Origin of the sequence: Burkholderia sp. HAN2018, assembly GCF_024704855.1 — a bacterium.
In the GTDB taxonomy this organism is placed as follows: domain Bacteria; phylum Pseudomonadota; class Gammaproteobacteria; order Burkholderiales; family Burkholderiaceae; genus Burkholderia; species Burkholderia cepacia.
On sequence record NZ_QOBB01000007.1, the window covers coordinates 1 to 17,537 of the forward strand.

Annotated in this window: 15 protein-coding genes; 8 read left to right on the forward strand and 7 right to left on the reverse strand. The window is 68.0% G+C overall.

What is annotated here, in order from left to right:
- From DPV74_RS02780 to DPV74_RS02795, 4 genes are all read left to right on the forward strand, one after another.
- Positions 1 to 1,296 (forward strand): aldehyde dehydrogenase (locus DPV74_RS02780; RefSeq protein WP_162922928.1); only part of this gene is annotated, 1,296 nt, incomplete at its 5' end.
- A gap of 130 nt (positions 1,297 to 1,426) precedes the next feature.
- A complete protein-coding gene (locus DPV74_RS02785; protein ID WP_162922929.1) occupies positions 1,427 to 2,773 on the forward strand; it encodes an MFS transporter in 1,347 nt (448 codons plus the stop codon).
- A complete protein-coding gene (locus DPV74_RS02790) occupies positions 2,770 to 3,987 on the forward strand; it encodes a mandelate racemase/muconate lactonizing enzyme family protein (RefSeq protein ID WP_027789906.1) in 1,218 nt (405 codons plus the stop codon). Before DPV74_RS02785 ends, DPV74_RS02790 begins: the two co-directional genes overlap by 4 nt.
- A gap of 15 nt (positions 3,988 to 4,002) precedes the next feature.
- Positions 4,003 to 5,670, forward strand: coding sequence for a GMC family oxidoreductase (locus DPV74_RS02795; RefSeq protein WP_119336464.1), 1,668 nt, complete (start codon positions 4,003 to 4,005; stop codon positions 5,668 to 5,670).
- A gap of 76 nt (positions 5,671 to 5,746) precedes the next feature.
- On the opposite strand, the gene DPV74_RS02800 is transcribed toward DPV74_RS02795, so the two are convergent.
- Together DPV74_RS02800 and DPV74_RS02805 are read right to left on the reverse strand one after the other, a co-directional pair.
- The gene (locus tag DPV74_RS02800) at positions 5,747 to 6,046 is read right to left on the reverse strand and encodes a barstar family protein (protein WP_059687231.1); all 300 of its coding nucleotides are present in this window, start codon (positions 6,044 to 6,046) and stop codon (positions 5,747 to 5,749) included.
- Positions 6,047 to 6,201: 155 nt separating this feature from the next.
- A complete protein-coding gene (locus tag DPV74_RS02805; RefSeq protein ID WP_060174205.1) occupies positions 6,202 to 7,095 on the reverse strand; it encodes a LysR family transcriptional regulator in 894 nt (297 codons plus the stop codon).
- Between the two features lie 121 nt (positions 7,096 to 7,216).
- On the opposite strand from DPV74_RS02805, the gene DPV74_RS02810 reads away from it, so the two are divergent.
- Positions 7,217 to 8,248 carry an NAD(P)H-quinone oxidoreductase gene (locus tag DPV74_RS02810; RefSeq protein WP_119336465.1) on the forward strand — a complete coding sequence of 344 codons (1,032 nt, stop codon included), beginning with the start codon at positions 7,217 to 7,219 and terminating at the stop codon, positions 8,246 to 8,248.
- A gap of 14 nt (positions 8,249 to 8,262) precedes the next feature.
- On the opposite strand, the gene DPV74_RS02815 is transcribed toward DPV74_RS02810, so the two are convergent.
- The 3 genes from DPV74_RS02815 to DPV74_RS02825 all read right to left on the reverse strand — a co-directional run bounded on the left by DPV74_RS02815 (position 8,263) and on the right by DPV74_RS02825 (position 11,172).
- Entirely contained in the window at positions 8,263 to 9,084 is an 822-nt protein-coding gene (locus DPV74_RS02815) for a glycine betaine/L-proline ABC transporter ATP-binding protein (RefSeq protein WP_051363309.1), read from the reverse strand.
- 14 nt (positions 9,085 to 9,098) lie between these two features.
- Positions 9,099 to 10,064: a proline/glycine betaine ABC transporter permease gene (locus DPV74_RS02820; protein WP_021160532.1), complete on the reverse strand. Its 966-nt coding sequence runs from the start codon at positions 10,062 to 10,064 to the stop codon at positions 9,099 to 9,101.
- Positions 10,065 to 10,134: 70 nt separating this feature from the next.
- The gene (locus DPV74_RS02825) at positions 10,135 to 11,172 is read right to left on the reverse strand and encodes an ABC transporter substrate-binding protein (protein WP_059696085.1); all 1,038 of its coding nucleotides are present in this window, start codon (positions 11,170 to 11,172) and stop codon (positions 10,135 to 10,137) included.
- Positions 11,173 to 11,747: 575 nt separating this feature from the next.
- Between DPV74_RS02825 and DPV74_RS02830 the strand changes: the two genes are divergently transcribed.
- From DPV74_RS02830 to DPV74_RS02840, 3 genes are all read left to right on the forward strand, one after another.
- Positions 11,748 to 12,899, forward strand: coding sequence for a porin (locus DPV74_RS02830; protein ID WP_119336466.1), 1,152 nt, complete (start codon positions 11,748 to 11,750; stop codon positions 12,897 to 12,899).
- A 324-nt stretch (positions 12,900 to 13,223) separates the two neighbouring features.
- Complete coding sequence (gene blaOXA / locus DPV74_RS02835) at positions 13,224 to 14,033, forward strand: OXA-1043 family class D beta-lactamase (RefSeq protein ID WP_059696219.1); 810 nt, start codon at positions 13,224 to 13,226, stop codon at positions 14,031 to 14,033.
- Positions 14,030 to 15,169 (forward strand): acyltransferase, encoded by a 1,140-nt coding sequence (locus tag DPV74_RS02840; RefSeq protein ID WP_119336467.1) that lies wholly within the window; start codon positions 14,030 to 14,032, stop codon positions 15,167 to 15,169. Before blaOXA ends, DPV74_RS02840 begins: the two co-directional genes overlap by 4 nt.
- Positions 15,170 to 15,341: 172 nt before the next feature.
- Here the strand turns inward: DPV74_RS02840 and DPV74_RS02845 are convergent, their stop codons facing one another.
- Both DPV74_RS02845 and DPV74_RS02850 read right to left on the reverse strand, forming a co-directional pair.
- Positions 15,342 to 16,085, reverse strand: a complete 744-nt coding sequence (locus tag DPV74_RS02845) for a hypothetical protein (RefSeq protein ID WP_119336468.1) — start codon at positions 16,083 to 16,085, stop codon at positions 15,342 to 15,344.
- A gap of 33 nt (positions 16,086 to 16,118) precedes the next feature.
- On the reverse strand, positions 16,119 to 17,510 hold the full coding sequence (locus DPV74_RS02850; RefSeq protein WP_119336469.1) for an alkaline phosphatase: 1,392 nt from the start codon (positions 17,508 to 17,510) through the stop codon (positions 16,119 to 16,121).
- Positions 17,511 to 17,537: the final 27 nt, after the last annotated feature.

The following is a 17,537-nucleotide window of genomic DNA, read 5'->3' on the forward strand; positions in this document are numbered from 1 at the left end:
CTCGCCGCCGTCGACGCCGCGGCCGCCGCGCAGAAGGCGTGGCGCAAGCTGCCGAGCGCCGAGCGCGCCGCGTACCTGCACCGCTTCGCCGACGCGCTGACCGCGCGTGCACCCGAGATCGGCGCGGCGCTCGCGCAGGAATCCGGCAAGAGCGTCGAGGACGCGTCGAACGAAGCCGTCTACGCGGGCCAGATCACGCGCTATCACGCCGAGTGGGCACGCCGGATCGAGGGCGAGATCATCCCGAGCGACACGCCCGACGAGAACCTGTTCCTGCAGCGCGAGCCGATCGGCGTCGTCGCGTGCCTGATCCCGTTCAACTATCCCGTCTACACGCTGCTGCGCAAGGTCGCGCCCGCGCTGATCGCCGGCAACACCGTGGTCGTGCGGCCGAGCAACCACACGCCGGTATCCGCGTTCGAGATCGCGAAGGCGGCCGACGATGCGGGCTTCCCGCCGGGCGTCGTCAACCTCCTGACGATGGATCACGCGACGGCCGAAGCGCTGTGCACGCATCCGGCAGTCGGGATGATCACGCTGACCGGCAGCGTGAACGCGGGCCGCAAGGTGCTCGATTACTGCAAGGCGAACATCGCGAAGCCGTCGCTCGAACTCGGCGGCAAGACGCCCGCGATCATCGAGCCCGACGCCGATCTCGAACGCGCGGCCGCCGCGCTCGTCGCGTCGAAGACGACCCATTGCGGCCAGCTCTGCACGGCGATCGAGCGCGTGTACGTGCACGACAGCGTGCACGACCGTTTCGTCGCACTGCTGAAGGAGAAGATGGCGGCCGTGCGCATCGGCGATCGGGCGAAAGACGCCACGCGGATGGGCCCGCTCGTCAGCGGATCGGCGCGCGCGCACATCCACGGGATGGTCGAACGTGCGATCGCGGCAGGCGCGACGCTCGAAACCGGCGGCGCGATCCCCGACGGCCCCGGCTTCTTCTACCCGGCCACGCTGCTCACCGGCGTGCGGCAGGACATGGAGATCGTGCGGGAGGAGACCTTCGGCCCGATCATGCCGGTGCTGCGCTACTCGACGATCGACGAAGCGATCGCGCAGGCGAACGACCACCAGTTCGGCCTGTCGTCGGTGCTCTACACCGAGCGCTACCGCACCGCGATGACCGTCGCGAACGCGATCGAAGCCGGCGAGCTGTACGTGAACCGCACGCCGGCCGATCCGTACCAGGGCTTCCATGCCGGCTGGAAACGTTCGGGCCTCGGCGGCGACGACGGCAAGCACGGGATGCTCGAATTCACGCAGACGCGCCTCGTCGTCATGAAGTACTGACACCGCGATACCCACGTACCGTTTCCGGCGCGCGCACCAACGCACCACGCCGCGCGCCGGCCCTGCCCCGACCAGACCATAAAAAAACTGCAGGCGTCCGCCTCGAGGACGCCTGATGGAGGAAGACATCATGCCGACCCAACCGTCGACGCCCGCCGCGTCGCTCGCGTTGCACGACGACGCTCACGCGTCGCAGCATTCCCGCGCGCAACGCTACCTGCAACTGCTGCTGCTCGTGATTGCCGCGGGCGCGATCTATCCGATGCTGTATCTGCGGCAGGTGTACCAGCCGACGATGCTGCAGTTCTTCCATATCGACGACGTGCAGCTCGGCTACCTGTATTCGTCGCTCGGCACGATCTTCCTCGTCAGCTACCTGCCGAGCGGCTGGCTCGCCGACCGCCTGTCGCCGCGCTGGCTGATCTGCTTCTCGCTGCTCGCGACGGGCGCGCTCGGGCTCGTCTACGCGACCGGGCCGTCGTTCGACACGCTCGTGCTGATCTTCGGCGGCTGGGGGCTGACCACCGGCCTCACGTTCTGGGCCGCCGTGATCAAGCGCGTGAACATGATCGCGGGCCCCGACGAACAGGGCCGCTTCTTCGGGCTGCTCGACGGCGGCCGCGGGCTCGTCGAGGCGCTGCTCGCGACGATCGCGATCACGCTGTTCGCCTACGTGACGCAGGCGCACGGCGGCACCGACGCGGCCGGCTTCAGGCTCGTCGTGCACCTGTACGCGTTCTTCTGCATCGCGCTCGGCGTGCTGCTCGCGCTGGTGAAGGATCCGGCGGGCGCGAGCGACCGTGCGGCCGCCGCGCAGCGCCGCACCGGCAGCGACCGCCGGGGCAACGTGCTGACCGACCTGAAGACGCTCGCGGCGATCCCCGAGCTGTGGCTCGTCGCCGCGATCGTGTTCTGCGGCTACCAGGTGTTCTGGGCGACGTACAGCTTCTCGGCCTATCTGCACGAAGGCAATTTCGGGCTCAGCGCGACGGCGGCCGGCTTCATCACGACGCTCAAGCTGTGGATGCGCCCGATCGGCGGCATCGGCGGCGGCTTCCTCGGCGACCGCGTATCGAAGGTGTCGGTGCTGTTCTGGGCGCTGCTGCTCGCCGCGCTGTCGCTCGTCGGCCTGATCGCCGCGCCCGCGCACAGCCCGCAGGCGATGCTCGTCGCGCTCGTGCTGTTCATCGGCATCCTCACCTACGCGATCCGCGGCCTGTACTGGTCGCTGCTCGACGACTGCAAGGTGCCGACGCATTGCGCCGGCCTCGCGATCGGCCTGATCTCGGTGCTCGGCTATTCGCCCGACGTGTTCGTGCCGCTGATCAATGGCTACGTGACGCAGACCTTCCCGGGCGCGCACGGCTACCAGCTCTATTTCGGCTATATCGCGGCCATCGCGCTCTGCGGTGCGGGCGCGGCCGCCTTCCTCAAATACCGTCTCACCCGCACTCACCGAATCCAGGAGTCCGCATGAAGATCGTTTCGCTCGAAACCCATATCGTCGCCGTGCCGCCGCCGCATGTCGGCGGGATGTACTGGATCTTCGTGAAGCTGAAGACCGACGACGGCATCGAAGGCGTCGGCGAGATCTATTCGGCGACGTTCGGCCCGAAGGCGATGGCCCCGATCATCGACGACGTGTTCGAACGCCACCTGCTGAACCGCGATCCGCATCACGTCGAACGGCTGTTCCGCCAGGCCTATTCGAGCGGCTTCACGCAGCGACCGGATCTCACGATGATGGGTGTCGTCAGCGGCCTCGAAATGGCGTGCTGGGACATCGTCGGCAAGGCCGCCGGCAAGCCCGTGTACGAACTGCTCGGCGGGCAGATCCACGAGCGGCTGCGCTCGTACACGTACCTGTACCCGAAGAACGCGAAAGGCGAATACGACTACGACGATCCCGATCTCGCGGCCGAATGCGCGGCCGAGAACGTGAAGCTCGGCTTCACCGCCGTGAAGTTCGACCCGGCCGGCCCGTATACGGCCTACTCGGGCCACCAGCTGTCGCTGGACGTGCTCGACCGCTGCGAGACGTTTTGCCGCAAGGTGCGCGAAGCCGTCGGCAGCAAGGCCGACCTGCTGTTCGGCACGCACGGGCAGATGGTGCCGTCGTCGGCGATCCGGCTCGCGAAGCGGCTCGAGAAGTACGACCCGCTGTGGTTCGAGGAGCCGGTTCCCCCCGGCCAGGAAGAAGCGATCGCGCAGGTCGCGAAGCACACGTCGATCCCGATCGCGACCGGCGAGCGCCTGACCACCAAGTACGAGTTCCACAAGCTGCTGCAGGCGGGCGGCGCGTCGATCCTGCAGCTGAACGTCGCACGCGTGGGCGGCCTGCTCGAAGCGAAGAAGATCGCGACGCTCGCCGAAGTGCACTACGCGCAGGTCGCACCGCACCTGTACAACGGGCCGGTGGGCGCCGCCGCGAGCATCCAGCTCGCGACCTGCACGCCGAACTTCCTGATCCAGGAAAGCATCATGACGTGGGGCGGTTTCCATGCCGAAGTCGTGAAGACGCCGATCCGCTGGGAGGACGGCTACATCATCCCGTCGAACGAGCCGGGCCTCGGCATCGAGCTCGACATGGACGTCGTGCGGCGCCACACGCCGTACACGGGCGAACGGCTGCACCTGCAGATGGGCGAACACCCCGTCGACGTGAAGGATCTCGCCCCCGCGAAGGGCTGAGCGCAAAGGACAGACATGAGCTACGACTACATCATCGTCGGCGCGGGCTCGGCCGGCTGCATCCTCGCGAACCGCCTGAGCGAATCGGGCCGGCACTCGGTGCTGCTGCTCGAGGCGGGCGAATGCGACGCGTCGTTCTGGTTCAAGGTGCCGGTCGGCTTCACGAAGACCTACTACAACCGCCGCTACAACTGGATGTACTACAGCGAGCCCGAGGCGCAACTCGCCGATCGCAAGCTGTACTGCCCGCGCGGCAAGGTGGTCGGCGGGTCGGGCTCGATCAACGCGATGGTTTACGTGCGCGGCCAGCGCAGCGACTACGACGACTGGGCGGCCGCCGGCAATCCGGGCTGGGCGTACGACGACGTGCTGCCGTACTTCCGCAAGCTCGAAACCCACGCGGCCGGCGCGACCGATCCGCAGCATCACGGCGCGACGGGGCCGATTCACATCACGTCGATGAAGGCCGACGTGCATCCGATCGTCCACGAGTTCCTGAAGGGCTGCGGCGAACTGAACCTGCCGCGCACCGACGACTTCAACGGCGCGCAGTTCGAAGGCGCGGGCATCTACGACCTGAACACGAAGAACGGCGAACGCTGCTCCAGCAGCTTCGCGTACCTGCGTCCCGCGCTGGGCCGCGCGAACCTCACGCTGCGCGCTGGCGTGCTCGTGCGGCGCGTGACCTTCGACGGCACGCGCGCCACCGGCGTGGTCGTCGCGGGCGCGCACGGCGACGAAACGCTCGTCGCCGCGCGCGAGGTGATCCTCGCGGCCGGCGCGGTCGATACGCCGAAGCTGCTGCAGCTGTCGGGCGTCGGCGATCCGGCGCTGCTCGCGCGCCGGCGCGTGCCGCTCGTGCATGCGCTGCCGGCCGTCGGCCGCAACCTGCAGGACCACCTGTGCGTGAGCTTCTACTTCAAGGCGAACCGGCCGACGCTGAACGACGAGATGGGCACGCTGCTCGGCAAGATGAAGATCGGGCTGCGCTACCTGCTGACGAAGCGCGGGCCGCTCGCGATGAGCGTGAACCAGGCCGGCGGCTTCTTCCGCGGCACGGATGACGCGCCGGAACCGAACCTCCAGCTCTACTTCAACCCGCTGTCGTACCGGATTCCGAAGAGCGACCGCGCGAGCATCAAGCCCGAGCCTTACTCGGGCTTCCTGATCGCGTTCAACCCGTGCCGGCCGACGAGCCGCGGCACGATCGAGATCGCGTCGAACCGCGCGGAAGATGCCGCGAAGATCCACGTCAACGCGCTCACCACGCAGAAGGATCTCGACGAAGCCGTGCAGGGCAGCAAGGTGATCCGTGCGCTGATGCGCGCACCGGCGCTGAAGTCGATGACCGTCGAGGAAATCTCGCCGGGGCCGCAGGTCGATTCCGACGAAGCGATGCTGCAGTATTTCCGCGAGCAGTCGGGTTCGATCTACCACCTGTGCGGCTCGTGCGCGATGGGGCCGGACGCGGCGACGTCGGTGGTCGATGCGTCGCTGCGCGTGCACGGGCTGCAGGCGCTGCGGATCGTCGATGCGTCGGTGTTCCCGAACATCACGTCGGGCAACATCAACGCGCCGACAATGATGGTCGCGGAAAAGGGCGCGGATCTGATCCTGGCGGATGCGGGGCACGGCGAAGCGTCTGCCGTGAGCGCAAGCGAACGGGAAACGGTCGCGCATTGAGGCGGCTGCGCTTTCGCCGATTGCCGTTCCGGCAATCGGCTTCACGACGCAACGCGATGCAACGTTAACGCCGCGACTATGCCCAATAGGACAACACGATCAACGGGTCCCCCCCTTCCTTCGTTGCTCGCCAATTGATGAACGCGCTGCACTCGACGAGTGCAGCGAAAATCTCCGGGTTGCGCTCCTTCAACGCTCCCGCATCGTCGATCCGCAGCGACACGATGCCGTGCTCGTAGCAATAGTCGCTCATGCAATCATTCCATGCATCCATGTTCCGGCCGTAGTAACCCGGAAATCCGAATTCGCTCGCGAAGTAGTCGTGAAACTTCGCCCAATCGCCAAGCGCTTTTCCGTCCACACTGAATCGATTCATCGAGTCCTCTCGTTCACCGTAAAATCACTGCCGCCGTTCGTTATTCACGCCCCCAAGGCCGGCTCGCCAGCATCGAACAGGTCACACCCGCCCGGGCCGATCCTGCAGATCGCCGACACGTCGCAGCGTGCCGCATCCCGTCCTCCGATTCACATTCAATCCCCCGCTCTGCCCCGCGCGTCCACCTCGTCGAACACCCGCACGATGTGATCGATCATCGCGCTCATCCGCGCGGTATGCCGCAGGTCCTTGTGCGTGACCATCCAGACTTCATAGGGCCGCGCCGACGTGCGCGCCGGCCACACGCGCACCAGCCCGTCGCGCTCCGCGATCGGCACCGGGAGTTCGGCGAGCCCGAGCCCGGCGCGCGCGGCCGCGCGCAGCATGAGATTCGAATTCAGCCCCGACACGATCCGCCCCGCGCGCACCGGCTCGCCGACCACCGTCAGCGGGCTGCGCGCATTCAGATGCGGCAGGAAGCACACAAGGTCGTGCCCTTCGAAGCCGGTGCCGGGCGCCGGCTCGCCATGCCGCGCAAGATAATCCTCTGACGCGTACAACGCCGTCGGCCATGCTGCGAGCCGGCGCATGAGCAGATCGGGATTGTCGGGCTTGATCGTGCGGATCGCGATGTCCGCCTCGCGCTTGGCCAGGTTCTCCACCTGCGTCGACGTGTTGAGCAGCACGCGCACGTCCGGATGCTCGTCGTGCAGGTTGCGCATCGCGCGCATCACGAATTCGAGCCCGATCGTATCGGTCGTCGTCACGCGCACGTCGCCCGCGAGGCGCCGGTCGACGCCCTGGGTCTGCCGCACCAGATCGATCGCCGACTGTTCCATCTTCTCCACGTTGCGCAGCGCCACCTCGCCCACCGCGGTCGGCACGTACCCGGCCGACGTGCGCAGGAACAGCGTCGCCCCGAGCGCGCGCTCGAGCGCCGCGAGCCGCCTGCCGACCGTCGCCTGGTCGAGCCCGACCGCCCGCGCGGCGCCGCGCAGGCTGCGTTCGCGGTGGATCGCGAGAAAAATCCGTGCGTCGTCCCAGTTCAAGCGCCTTCTCCCGGTGTGATGCAAATTTGCATCTGTGGTCGTGAAAATCGCTGCGCGAATTCATCAAGGCCCAAGCCTATACTTTTTTCACCGATCACTCACCTGTCTTTCCGAGGCAAACATGTCCAAAACGCTCCCCCCCGTTCCCGCCGACATGGCGGCAGTCGAAATCACCCGCCCCGGCGGCCCCGAAGTCCTCGCGACCGCACGTCGCCCCGTGCCGCAGCCGAAAGCCGACGAAGTGCTGATCCGCGTTCACGCCGCCGGCGTGAACGGCCCGGACGTGCTGCAACGCAAGGGGCTCTACAACCCGCCGCCCGGCGCATCCGACATCCCGGGCCTGGAAATCGCGGGCGAAGTCGTCGCGACCGGCGAAGCCGTGCGCGACTTCGCGCCGGGCGACCGGGTCAGCGCGCTGGTGACGGGCGGCGGTTATGCGGAATACGCGGTCGCCCATCACCTCACGACGATGAAGCTGCCGCCCGGCCTCGACATGATCGAAGCCGCGGCGATGCCGGAAACGTTCCTGACGGTCTGGCTGAACCTGGTCCAGCGCGGGCGGCTGCAGGCGGGCGAATCGGTGCTGATCCACGGCGGCGCGTCGGGCATCGGCACCACAGCGACGATGATCGCGAAGGCGATGGGCGCGTCGACCGTCATCACGACGGTCGGCTCGGAAGCACATCGCGCCGCGAGCCTGCGGCTCGGCGCGGATCACGCGGTGCACTACCAGGAAGAAGATTTCGTGGCCGAAGTCGACAGGATCACCGCCGGCAAGGGCGTGGACGTGATCCTCGACATCATCGCGGGCGACTACGTCGCGCGCAATTACCGCGCCGCGGCGATGAACGGGCGGATCCTGCAGGTCAGCGCGCTCGCCGGGCCGGCGAAGGAACTCGACGTGTGGCCGATGATGACCAAGCGCCTCACGCACATCGGCTCGACGCTGCGCTCGCGCACGCCGGAGGAGAAAGGCGCACTCATCGCCGAACTCGAACGGCAACTGTGGCCGCACGTCGCGGCGGGCACGGTCAAGCCGCAGGTGTTCCGCACCTTCGCACTCGACGACGCGCGCGGCGCGCACGTGCTGATCGACTCGGGCGAGCACGTCGGCAAGATCGTGCTGACGACGGCCGCGCACCGCGCGGCCTGACCGGGCAAGACGCGTCAGTTCACGCTCGTGCGCTTCTCGACGAACCGCTTCACGTAATCGTCCGCCGGACGCGACAGGATGTCGTCCGGCGTGCCGACCTGCACGAGCGCGCCGTCACGCAGGATCGCGATCCGGTCGCCGATGCGCAGCGCCTCGTCGAGATCGTGCGTGATGAACACGATCGTCTTCGCAAGCGTCGCCTGCAGTTCGAGCAGCTGATCCTGCATCTCGGTGCGGATCAGCGGATCGAGCGCGGAAAACGCCTCGTCCATCAGCAGCACGTCGGTATCGGCCGCCAGCGCGCGCGCCAGCCCGACACGCTGCCGCATCCCGCCCGACAGCTCGTCCGGGTAATGATCGCCGTAACCGTCGAGCCCGACCTTCGTCAGCCAGTTGCGCGCGGCATCAGCCGCGTCGTGCCGCTTCTCGCCGCGCGTGCGCAGCGCATACGCGGCGTTGTCGAGCACGGTCTGGTGCGGCAGCAGCCCGAAGTTCTGGAACACCATGCTGACCTTGTAGCGGCGCAGCTCGCGCAGCCCGTGCGCGTCGAGCTTGATCACGTCGCTGCCGTCGATCACGATCTCGCCGGCCGTCGGCTCGATCAGCCGGTTGAAGTGCCGCACGAGCGTCGACTTCCCGGAGCCCGACAGCCCCATGATCACGAAGATCTCGCCCGACTCGATGCCGAGGCTCACGTCGTTGAGCCCGACGTTGCAGCCCGTTTCGGCCAGCACGTCGGCCTTGCGCCTGCCCGAGCGCAGCAGGTCGAGCACGCGCGCATGCGCGGCCTGCGGCCCGAACAGCTTGTACACGTGTTTGACGTCGATGGTCGCCATGTCTGCCTCCGTTCCTATGCGCGCGACGATTGCGTCGCCTGATTCGAATCGACGCCCGCCGGCTGCGCCTTGCGCGGCAGCCGGTACGGCACGCGCGACGCGCCCTTCTGCCGGCGCTGCTGCGCGAGCCGGCGGCGCGCGCGCCGCTCCTGGCCGAAGCCCTGGCTGATCCGGTCGATCACGATCGCGAGGATCACGATCGCGAGGCCGGCCTGCGTGCCCTTGCCGACGTCGAGCGTCTGGATGCCCGCGAGCACGTCCTCGCCGAGCCCGCGCGAGCCGATCATCGACGCGATCACGACCATCGACAGCGCCATCATCGTCGTCTGGTTGATGCCGGCCATGATGCTCGGCCGCGCGAGCGGCAGCTGCACGTTGACGAGCAGCTGCCAGCGCGTCGTGCCGAACGCACGCGCGGCCTCCGTCACGTCCGGATCGACCTGGCGGATGCCGAGATCGGTCAGGCGGATCAGCGGCGGCAGCGCATAGATGATCGTCGCGAGAATCGCAGGCACCTTGCCGAGCCCGAACAGCATCAGCACCGGGATCAGGTACACGAAGCTCGGCAGCGTCTGCATCACGTCGAGCACGGGCAGCAGCATCCGCCGCAGCCATGCGCTGCGCGAGGCGAGGATGCCGGCCGGCACGCCGATCGCGACCGACAGCACCGTCGCGACGAGCATCAGCGCGAGTGTCTGCATCAGCTTGTCCCACAGACCGAAGCAGCCGATCGCGTAGAGCAGCAGCATGAAGAGCGCGCCGAGGCCGATGCGGCGCGTCGCATTCCACGCGATCGCGCCGACGACCAGCAGCACGAGCCACGGCGGCGCCACGCGCAGTGCGCCTTCGAGCGGCACGAGCAGGTAGCGCAGCACGAGCACGCTGAAGTGATGGAAGCTGTCGCCGTATTGCGCGACGAAAGTCTCGAGCGCGCTGTTCACCCAGTCGGCGATCGACAGGTGCAGAAAGAAGCCGTTCATGTTGATTCTCCGTCGCGCCGCGAAGGCGCGTGACGGCGGCGGCGGGCGCGGGCCCGCCGCCGCGCGCAGGTTACGCGCCCTTCAGGCTGCCGGCGATCTTCTGCGCGACGTCGGCCGGCACCCATTGCTTCCACATGTCCTGGCGGGTCTTCAGGAACTGCGTGGCCATCGCCGCGCCGTCGATCTTCTTCGTCGTCATCTCGAGGATCGTCTGGTTCAGGAAGTCCATCGGGAAACGCACCTTGCCGAATACGCCGACGAGATCGGGATTCGCATCGGCGAACGGCTTCGACACGCCGACCGTCAGCCGCGACACCATGTACGACGACGCGCACTGGTGCGTGCTGCTCTCGTCGCGCAGCGTCTTCCAGCATGCCTCGTTATAGGCCGGCATCTTCAGCGCGGTGAATCTGTACTTCGCCATCAGTGCGGCCGGGCCCCAGTAATAGAACACGATCGGCGCGCCGCGCTGGTACGCGGACGTGATCGCCGCGTCGAGCGCCGCGCCGGTGCCCGGATGGAAGTTCGTGTACGACTGGTCGAGCTTCAGCACCTTCAGCAGACGCGTGTTCACACGCTCGCAGTCCCAGCCCGTCGGGCAGTTCAGGAAGCGGCCCTTGTCCGGTTCCTCCTCGTCGGCGAACACCTGCCTGAACTTCGGCAGATCGTCGACCGACACGAGCCCGGGCGCGACCGGCTTGATGTTGCGCGCCGGATCGCCCTTCACCACGTAGTCGGGCACGAACCAGCCTTCGGTCGTGCCGCCCGGCAGCGTGTCGCCGATCAGCTTCACGGCGCCCGACGAGACAGCCTTCGCGGTGATCTCGCTGCGGCCCGTCCACTGCTCGGCCCAGATCTGCAGGTCGTTGCGCGCGAGCGCCGTTTCGGTGGCGGCCGTACTGCCCGGCACGACGTCCGTCTTGCAGCCGTAGCCCTTCTCCATGATCTGCCGCAGCACTTCGGTCGCGAACGACCCGCTCTCCCACGTGATGCCCGCGAAATGGACCGTCTTGCCGTCGGCGCACGCGCCGCCGGCCGCGTGGGCCGCGGGCGCGGACAGGATCGCCGCGGCGGCGAGAAGGACCGTTTTCAGTCGTCGAATCTGCATGGTGGGTCGTCTCCAAATCGAATCTGTTGTTTGTGCGTCGCGGCATGCGCGGCGACCGGCGAATCGTGCATCCGGCCACGTCCGGTCAGCCTGCATGTTTCAGCCGCCAATATGTTTAGGGAAACGAGTAATTCCGATCATGGCTATCGGCAGCGCCAATCGATCTCCTGGCGCCCCGCCAGGCCCGCCCGGCGGGCCTCCCGGCCGATCTCCCGCACCTGCGCACGGCCCCGGCCAGGCTGCGTCGCGCCCCGTCCGGCGAGGGCGCGACCGGCGTTGGCGCGCGCCGCCGCGCACACGGTTTCGACTGTCGAAACGGCCGGCCGCGACCCCATCGGCGAACCCGATCCCATCCATCGAAATTACTCGCTTCCGGTTCCTCTTCGGCTTGGGAAGAATGCGCGGTGTCATCGGAGGAGACACGACCCGGCACAGCCGGTCGCCGCGCCGCCGCGCATCGCGCGTTTCCGGCGCCGCGCGCGCTGCGCCGGAAACGCCCCGGATGACGGGACGCGCCTCGCCGGTCGCGCCCACGACAACCGATACAAGAAGCTGGATATCCCGGAGATCTCTCAATGAAAAAGACCCTGACGGCGCTCGCCGTAACGGCAACCTTCGCCGCCCCCGTGTTCGCGCAGAGCAGCGTCACGCTGTACGGCGTGATCGACGAAGGCCTGAACTACACGAACAACGTCGGCACCGGCCACGTCTACGAGATGGCAAGCGGCTACGCGCAGGGCAGCCGCTGGGGCCTGAAGGGCAGCGAGGACCTGGGCGGCGGCATGAAGGCGATCTTCCAGCTCGAAAACGGCTTCGACGTGAACTCCGGCCGGCTCAACCAGGGCGGCCGCATGTTCGGCCGCCAGGCGTACGTCGGCCTGAGCCAGACGCAGTACGGCACGCTGACGTTCGGCCGCCAGTACGACTCCGTCGTCGACTATCTCGCGCCGACCACGGCCAACGGCAACTGGGGCGGCTACCTGCTCGCGCACCCGTTCGACAACGACAACACCGACAACTCGTTCCGCCTCGACAACACGGTGAAGTACGCGAGCCCGAACTTCGGCGGCTTCCAGTTCGGCGGCGCATACAGCTTCAGCAACAGCACGAGCTTCTCGGACAACCGCGCGTACAGCTTCGGCGCGCAATACCAGAACAACGGCCTGCTGATCGGCGCCGCGTACCTGCAGGCGAACCGCCCGGGCAACGGCTCGGCCGGCGCGATCACCGCGAACGACACGAGCTACATCGCGGAGCGCATGCGCGTGTTCGGCGCGGGCATCAACTACACGTTCGGGCCCGCGACGCTCGGCTTCGCGTACACGAACTCGAACTACAAGAACCCGACCGGCAACGGCTACCTCGGCACGCCGGGCGCGATCATCGCACCGGGCGCGACGGTCAGCGCGATCAAGTACCAGAACTTCGAGGTCAACGGTTCGTACCAGATCACGCCGGCGTTCATGGTCGGCGCGCAGTACGTGCTGTCGCTCGAGAAGTACGACGCGTCGACCGGCGACGCGAAACCGAAGATCCACTCGGTCGGGCTGATGGCCGACTACAACCTGTCGAAGCGCACCGACGTGTACGTGCAGGCCGCGTACCAGCACATCGCCGGCGACAAGACGAACTCGATCCTCGACAACGCGTTCATCCCCGGCACCGACGCGCCGTCGTCGACGTCGAACCAGGTGGCCGTGCGTCTCGCGCTGCGCCACAAGTTCTGACGCAACCCGGTTCTCCGTTCTTCACGCGACACCCGCGCCGGTCGGCCCGAGGTGTCTTCACCCGCCCGCACGCGCCAGCCTGCCGGCGGGTTTTTTCATGCGCGCTGCAACGCGCGTGACCGGCCGATGACGCCGGAACGGGCAACGGGAGCGCAATCGTCCCGTCAACCGTGACAGGTCAACGGACGACGATCCGTCGATACACTATGGGCCTGCGCGACGGCCGCCATCCCCGCCTTCCTCGATGCCGGCCGTCGCCTTCATTACGCACGGCCCGCCGCCTTTCGCCCGCGCCGTGCGCCTGCCGCCCCCAAGGAGTGTCACTTGAAGCACTGTCGCCGCGCGCTGTTCACCCTCGCCGCCGGCCTTCTGGCCAGCGCGACTTCCGATGCCCGCCCCGTCTGCACCGTCGTCGCCGACGCCGCCACCGGCCAGGTGCTCGTGCAGCAAGGCGACTGCGCGACCCGCGTCACGCCCGCGTCGACGTTCAAGATCGCCATCAGCCTGATGGGCTTCGATGCGGGCGTCCTGAAGGACGCGCACACACCGACGCTCGAGTTCCACACCGGCTACCCCGACTGGGGCGGCGCGCCGTGGCGCGAGCCGACCGATCCGGCGCGCTGGATGAAGCTGTCGGTGTTCTGGTACTCGCAGCAGGTCACCCAGGCGCTCGGGCAGGCGCGCTTCCAGCAGTACACGACCGCGTTCGGCTACGGCAACGCGGACGCCACCAGTCAGGTGGGCGAACTGAACGGCGTGATGGGCGCATGGGTCAACGCGTCGCTGCGCATCTCGCCGCTCGAACAGGTCGGCTTCATGCGCAAGATCGCGAACCGGACGCTGCCCGTCAGCGCGCACGCGTACGACATGACCGAGCGCATCACGCTGATCGACACGCAGCCCGGCGGCTGGATCGTGCACGGCAAGACGGGCACCGGGTCGCCGGGGCGCAAGTACGATGCGTCGCATGCGTACGGCTGGTTCGTCGGCTGGGCGGCCAAAGGGCCGCGCACGCTCGCGTTCGCGTACCTGATACAGGACGACGAGCGGCAGACGCCGAACGCCGGCCTGCGCGCACGCGACACGTTCCTGGCGACGCTGCCCGCCCTCGCCGAACCGGGCAGGCCGCAATGAGCGCCGGCCCGCGCAACGCGCGGATCGACCTGCTGCGCGGGGTGTCGATCGTGCTCGTCCTGCTGCATCACTTCAACATCCCCTACTCGCTGCGTGAGACGTCGCTCGCGCGCGTATTCGGCTGGGAAACGGTGCATGCGGTGGTGCGCAACGGCAACTACGGCGTGACGATGTTCTTCGCGATCTCGGGCTATCTGATCACGTCGAATGCGCGGCACCGCTGGGGCAACCTCGGCGCGGTCGACGTGCGCGCGTTCTACGTGTCGCGCGTCGCGCGCATCGTCCCGTGCCTGCTCCTGCTGCTCGCGCTCGTCAACGGCCTCGCGGCGGCCGGCGTGCCGATCTTCCGGAACCACGCGCCGGAGGGCGTCGCCGTGTCGTTCTGGCTCGTGAATCTCGCGTCGCTGACGTTCTGGATGAACGTGCTGATCGGCGCATACGGGTGGGTCAACTACGCGCTCGGCGTGCTGTGGTCGCTGTCGGTCGAAGAGGTGTTCTACCTGTCGTTTCCGCTGCTGTGCATCGCGCTGCGCCGCGATGCGCGGCTGGTCGCGTTCTGGGTGGCCGTCGCCGCGATCGGGCCCGTGTACCGCTTCACGCACGCCGGCGACGAAGGCGGGTTCCTCTATGCGTACTTCGCGTCGTTCGACGGGATCGCGATCGGCTGCTGCACCGCGTTGCTGGCCGAGCGCAAAAGCTGGCAGCGGCTCGCCGCGCCGCTCGTGCAGGGGCTCGTCGCGACGGCGATGGCCGCGCTGTATCTGGCCTGGCCGATCGCGGAAAGCCACGTCGCCGGCGTCACCGCGATGGCGCTCGGCACGGCCGTGCTGCTGATCGGCGCGCACGTCAACGGCACGCGCGCGCAGGGCCGCCTGCTCGCGCCGTTGCGCCGGGCCGGCACGCTGAGCTACGAGCTGTACCTGTTTCACCTGATCGTGCTCGGCGGGCTGCGCACGTTCTGGCCGCCGTCGGCCACGCATGGCGACACCCGGCTGCTGTTGCTGATCGCGTATCTGGCGTTGTCGGCGGTGCTGAGCGCGGCGATCGCGCGCGGCTATGCGACACCGCTCGACCGCTTCATCAAGCGGGTCGCGTCGCGGCCGTCAACGCGCGTGCCGGACGGCGCGCGGTTCTAGCGGATCGTCGGCCGCCCCTGCCGGGTGACACGACATCGGAAAGAGAAAAAAGCGGCCAGCGCCCGGCCGTATCGCGATGGCGATACCGGCCGGCCTGACCGCAAACCCCGCGTACGCATCGCACGATCGACCGAAGCCGTCGGGTGATCGGTAGCGTGTCGCCGCCCGCCGGTCAATCCAGATAGTCGGCGTATTCCTTGCGCGCGTAGCGGGCGAGCGTCGTCCACGGCGGCGCCTCGCGCCGCGCGGCCGGCGCCGGTGTCAACGTCAGCTTGCGCACGACGCGGCCGTCGGCACTCCGGTATTCGACCGACAGCGGCGCCTGCAGCGTCTCGCTCCACAGGATCCGGTTCACGCCGCGCGCGCCGGGCGTATCGACCGCCTGCTCGTACCAGAGGGTGCCGGGCGCGTCGCCGCGCTTCGCGACCGCGAGCCGCTTCAGCTGCGACGGCGGCGTGACGTAGTACGCGTTGTCCCACGAGCCGTCGAAGCCCGTGGTTTCGTACTCGGCCGGCGGCACGCTGACGACCGTCCGGTTCGCCGCATCGACGTACTCGATGCGGGCCGTCTTGCCGTCGTAAGTCACATGCCGTGCAGCCGCCTGGAAGTTGAAATGCTTGTGGCCCGCATGGGCGGCCGCCGGCTGCACGCCGGCGCGGCGGCCCGGGCCTGCATCGTGGTCATGATCGTGATCGTCGCCCTGACCGCCGCCGGCCGCCGCGGCGGGCAGCACGCGTTCGACCCACACGTGCCCGTCGCGCCGCACCATCCGTTCGCGATACAGCGTCGTGCGCGTCACGCCGTCGGCCGTCACCGTGCGGCTCTCGTGCAGCAGCACGGCGTCGAGATCGGCCGCTGCACACGCCGGCAGTGCAATCATCCCGCAGGCGAGCGCACCGAGGATCCGGCGTTTCATCGTGCGTTCCTGTTCATCGTGCCATCACCCGCCTCAGAAACCGAACGCCGAGCGCACAAGACCGAACACCTTCGTGTTGTCGATCGTGCCCTTGAACGCCTTCGCATCGGCGCCGTCGGCGAACAGCATCACGTCGCCGCCGCCGTGCGTTTCCGAACCGGCGCTGCCCATCCGCACGCCGACTTCCTGCAGATACGCATCGTTCGTCGCAGTGGCCGAATCGACCGACGCGCGCACGTTCGGCCGGTTCGCGCCGTTGCCGAACACCAGCGTCGTGTAGGTATTGCCGTCGGCGTCCTTGCTCGGCTGGCCGTCGCGATAGTTGCGGCTGATGTCGAGAATCGGGTTGCCGCGCTTCGAGTAGCCGTTGATCGTCATCGTGTGGTCGTGGTCGGCCGTCACGACGATCAGCGTGTTCGACAGGTCGACCTTCGACAGCGCGACGCGGATCGCTTCGTCGAATGCCGCCGTGTCCTCGAGCGCGCGCTTTGCGTTGGTGCCGTGCAGCGCGTGATCGATCCGGCCGCCTTCGACCATCAGGAAATAGCCGTTCGAATTCTTCGACAGCACGTCGATCGCCTTCGACGTCATCTCGGCAAGGCTCGGCTGCGACGGCCCTTCGCCCTTGCCCGCGACGCGGTCCAGTTCGTACTCGAGATGGCTCGTCGAACTGAACAAGCCGACCAGCTTGCCGTTGCCGGCCTGCGCGAGCTGATCCTTCGTCGCGACGACCGTGTAGCCCTTCGCCTTCATCTCGTCGAGCAGGTTGCGCCCGTCGGCGCGGCCGCGCCTGTTGGCCACCGGATCGAACGGCGTCCAGTGGTTGCGGCCGCCGCCCATCAGCACGTCGACGCCGTCGCCGAGCGCCGCGTTGTAGCCCGCGCCGCCCGGCGCCGCCTGCGCGGCGATATCGTATTGCGCGTCGCGATGGCAGATGTGCGAATAGGTCGCGGCAGGCGTCGCGTGCGTGAGTTCGGTCGTCGTGATCGCGCCGACCGCCTTGCCGCGCGCCTTCGCCAGCTCCAGCAGCGTCGCGACCGGCTGGCCGTTGCCCGGCGCGCAGTTGTTGATCGTCTTGTTGCCGTTCGCGTCGCTGCCCGGCGCAACCGCGCGCGTGTCGGACGACATCGACAGCACTTCGTTGTTCATCTTCACGCCGGTCATGTACGCGGCCATCGACGGCGCGCTGTCGGTCGTCTGCGCGTCGTTCGAGAAGGTCTTGATGCGCGCGGTGCGCGCCAGCTTCTCCATCGTCAGTTGTCCCGACTCACCGACCTTGTAGATCCGGCTCGCCGTCACGGTCGTCGGCCCCATGCCGTCGCCGAGAAAGAAAATCACGTTCTTCGCCTGGCCGGCGGCCTGCGCCGCGCCGCATGCGAAACCCGCGACGGCCAGCGCCGCCGCGATGCACTTGATGGTCGACATCCTGTATTCCCCTGTACCCGTATGGTC

Coding starts and splice junctions, on each gene's coding strand:
- DPV74_RS02785 (WP_162922929.1), top strand. CDS start 1,427: ATGCCGACCCAACCGTCGACGCCCGCCGCGTCGCTCGCGTTGCACGAC.
- DPV74_RS02790 (WP_027789906.1), top strand. CDS start 2,770: ATGAAGATCGTTTCGCTCGAAACCCATATCGTCGCCGTGCCGCCGCCG.
- DPV74_RS02795 (WP_119336464.1), top strand. CDS start 4,003: ATGAGCTACGACTACATCATCGTCGGCGCGGGCTCGGCCGGCTGCATC.
- DPV74_RS02800 (WP_059687231.1), bottom strand. CDS start 6,046: ATGAATCGATTCAGTGTGGACGGAAAAGCGCTTGGCGATTGGGCGAAG.
- DPV74_RS02810 (WP_119336465.1), top strand. CDS start 7,217: ATGTCCAAAACGCTCCCCCCCGTTCCCGCCGACATGGCGGCAGTCGAA.
- DPV74_RS02815 (WP_051363309.1), bottom strand. CDS start 9,084: ATGGCGACCATCGACGTCAAACACGTGTACAAGCTGTTCGGGCCGCAG.
- DPV74_RS02820 (WP_021160532.1), bottom strand. CDS start 10,064: ATGAACGGCTTCTTTCTGCACCTGTCGATCGCCGACTGGGTGAACAGC.
- DPV74_RS02825 (WP_059696085.1), bottom strand. CDS start 11,172: ATGCAGATTCGACGACTGAAAACGGTCCTTCTCGCCGCCGCGGCGATC.
- DPV74_RS02830 (WP_119336466.1), top strand. CDS start 11,748: ATGAAAAAGACCCTGACGGCGCTCGCCGTAACGGCAACCTTCGCCGCC.
- DPV74_RS02840 (WP_119336467.1), top strand. CDS start 14,030: ATGAGCGCCGGCCCGCGCAACGCGCGGATCGACCTGCTGCGCGGGGTG.
- DPV74_RS02845 (WP_119336468.1), bottom strand. CDS start 16,085: ATGAAACGCCGGATCCTCGGTGCGCTCGCCTGCGGGATGATTGCACTG.
- DPV74_RS02850 (WP_119336469.1), bottom strand. CDS start 17,510: ATGTCGACCATCAAGTGCATCGCGGCGGCGCTGGCCGTCGCGGGTTTC.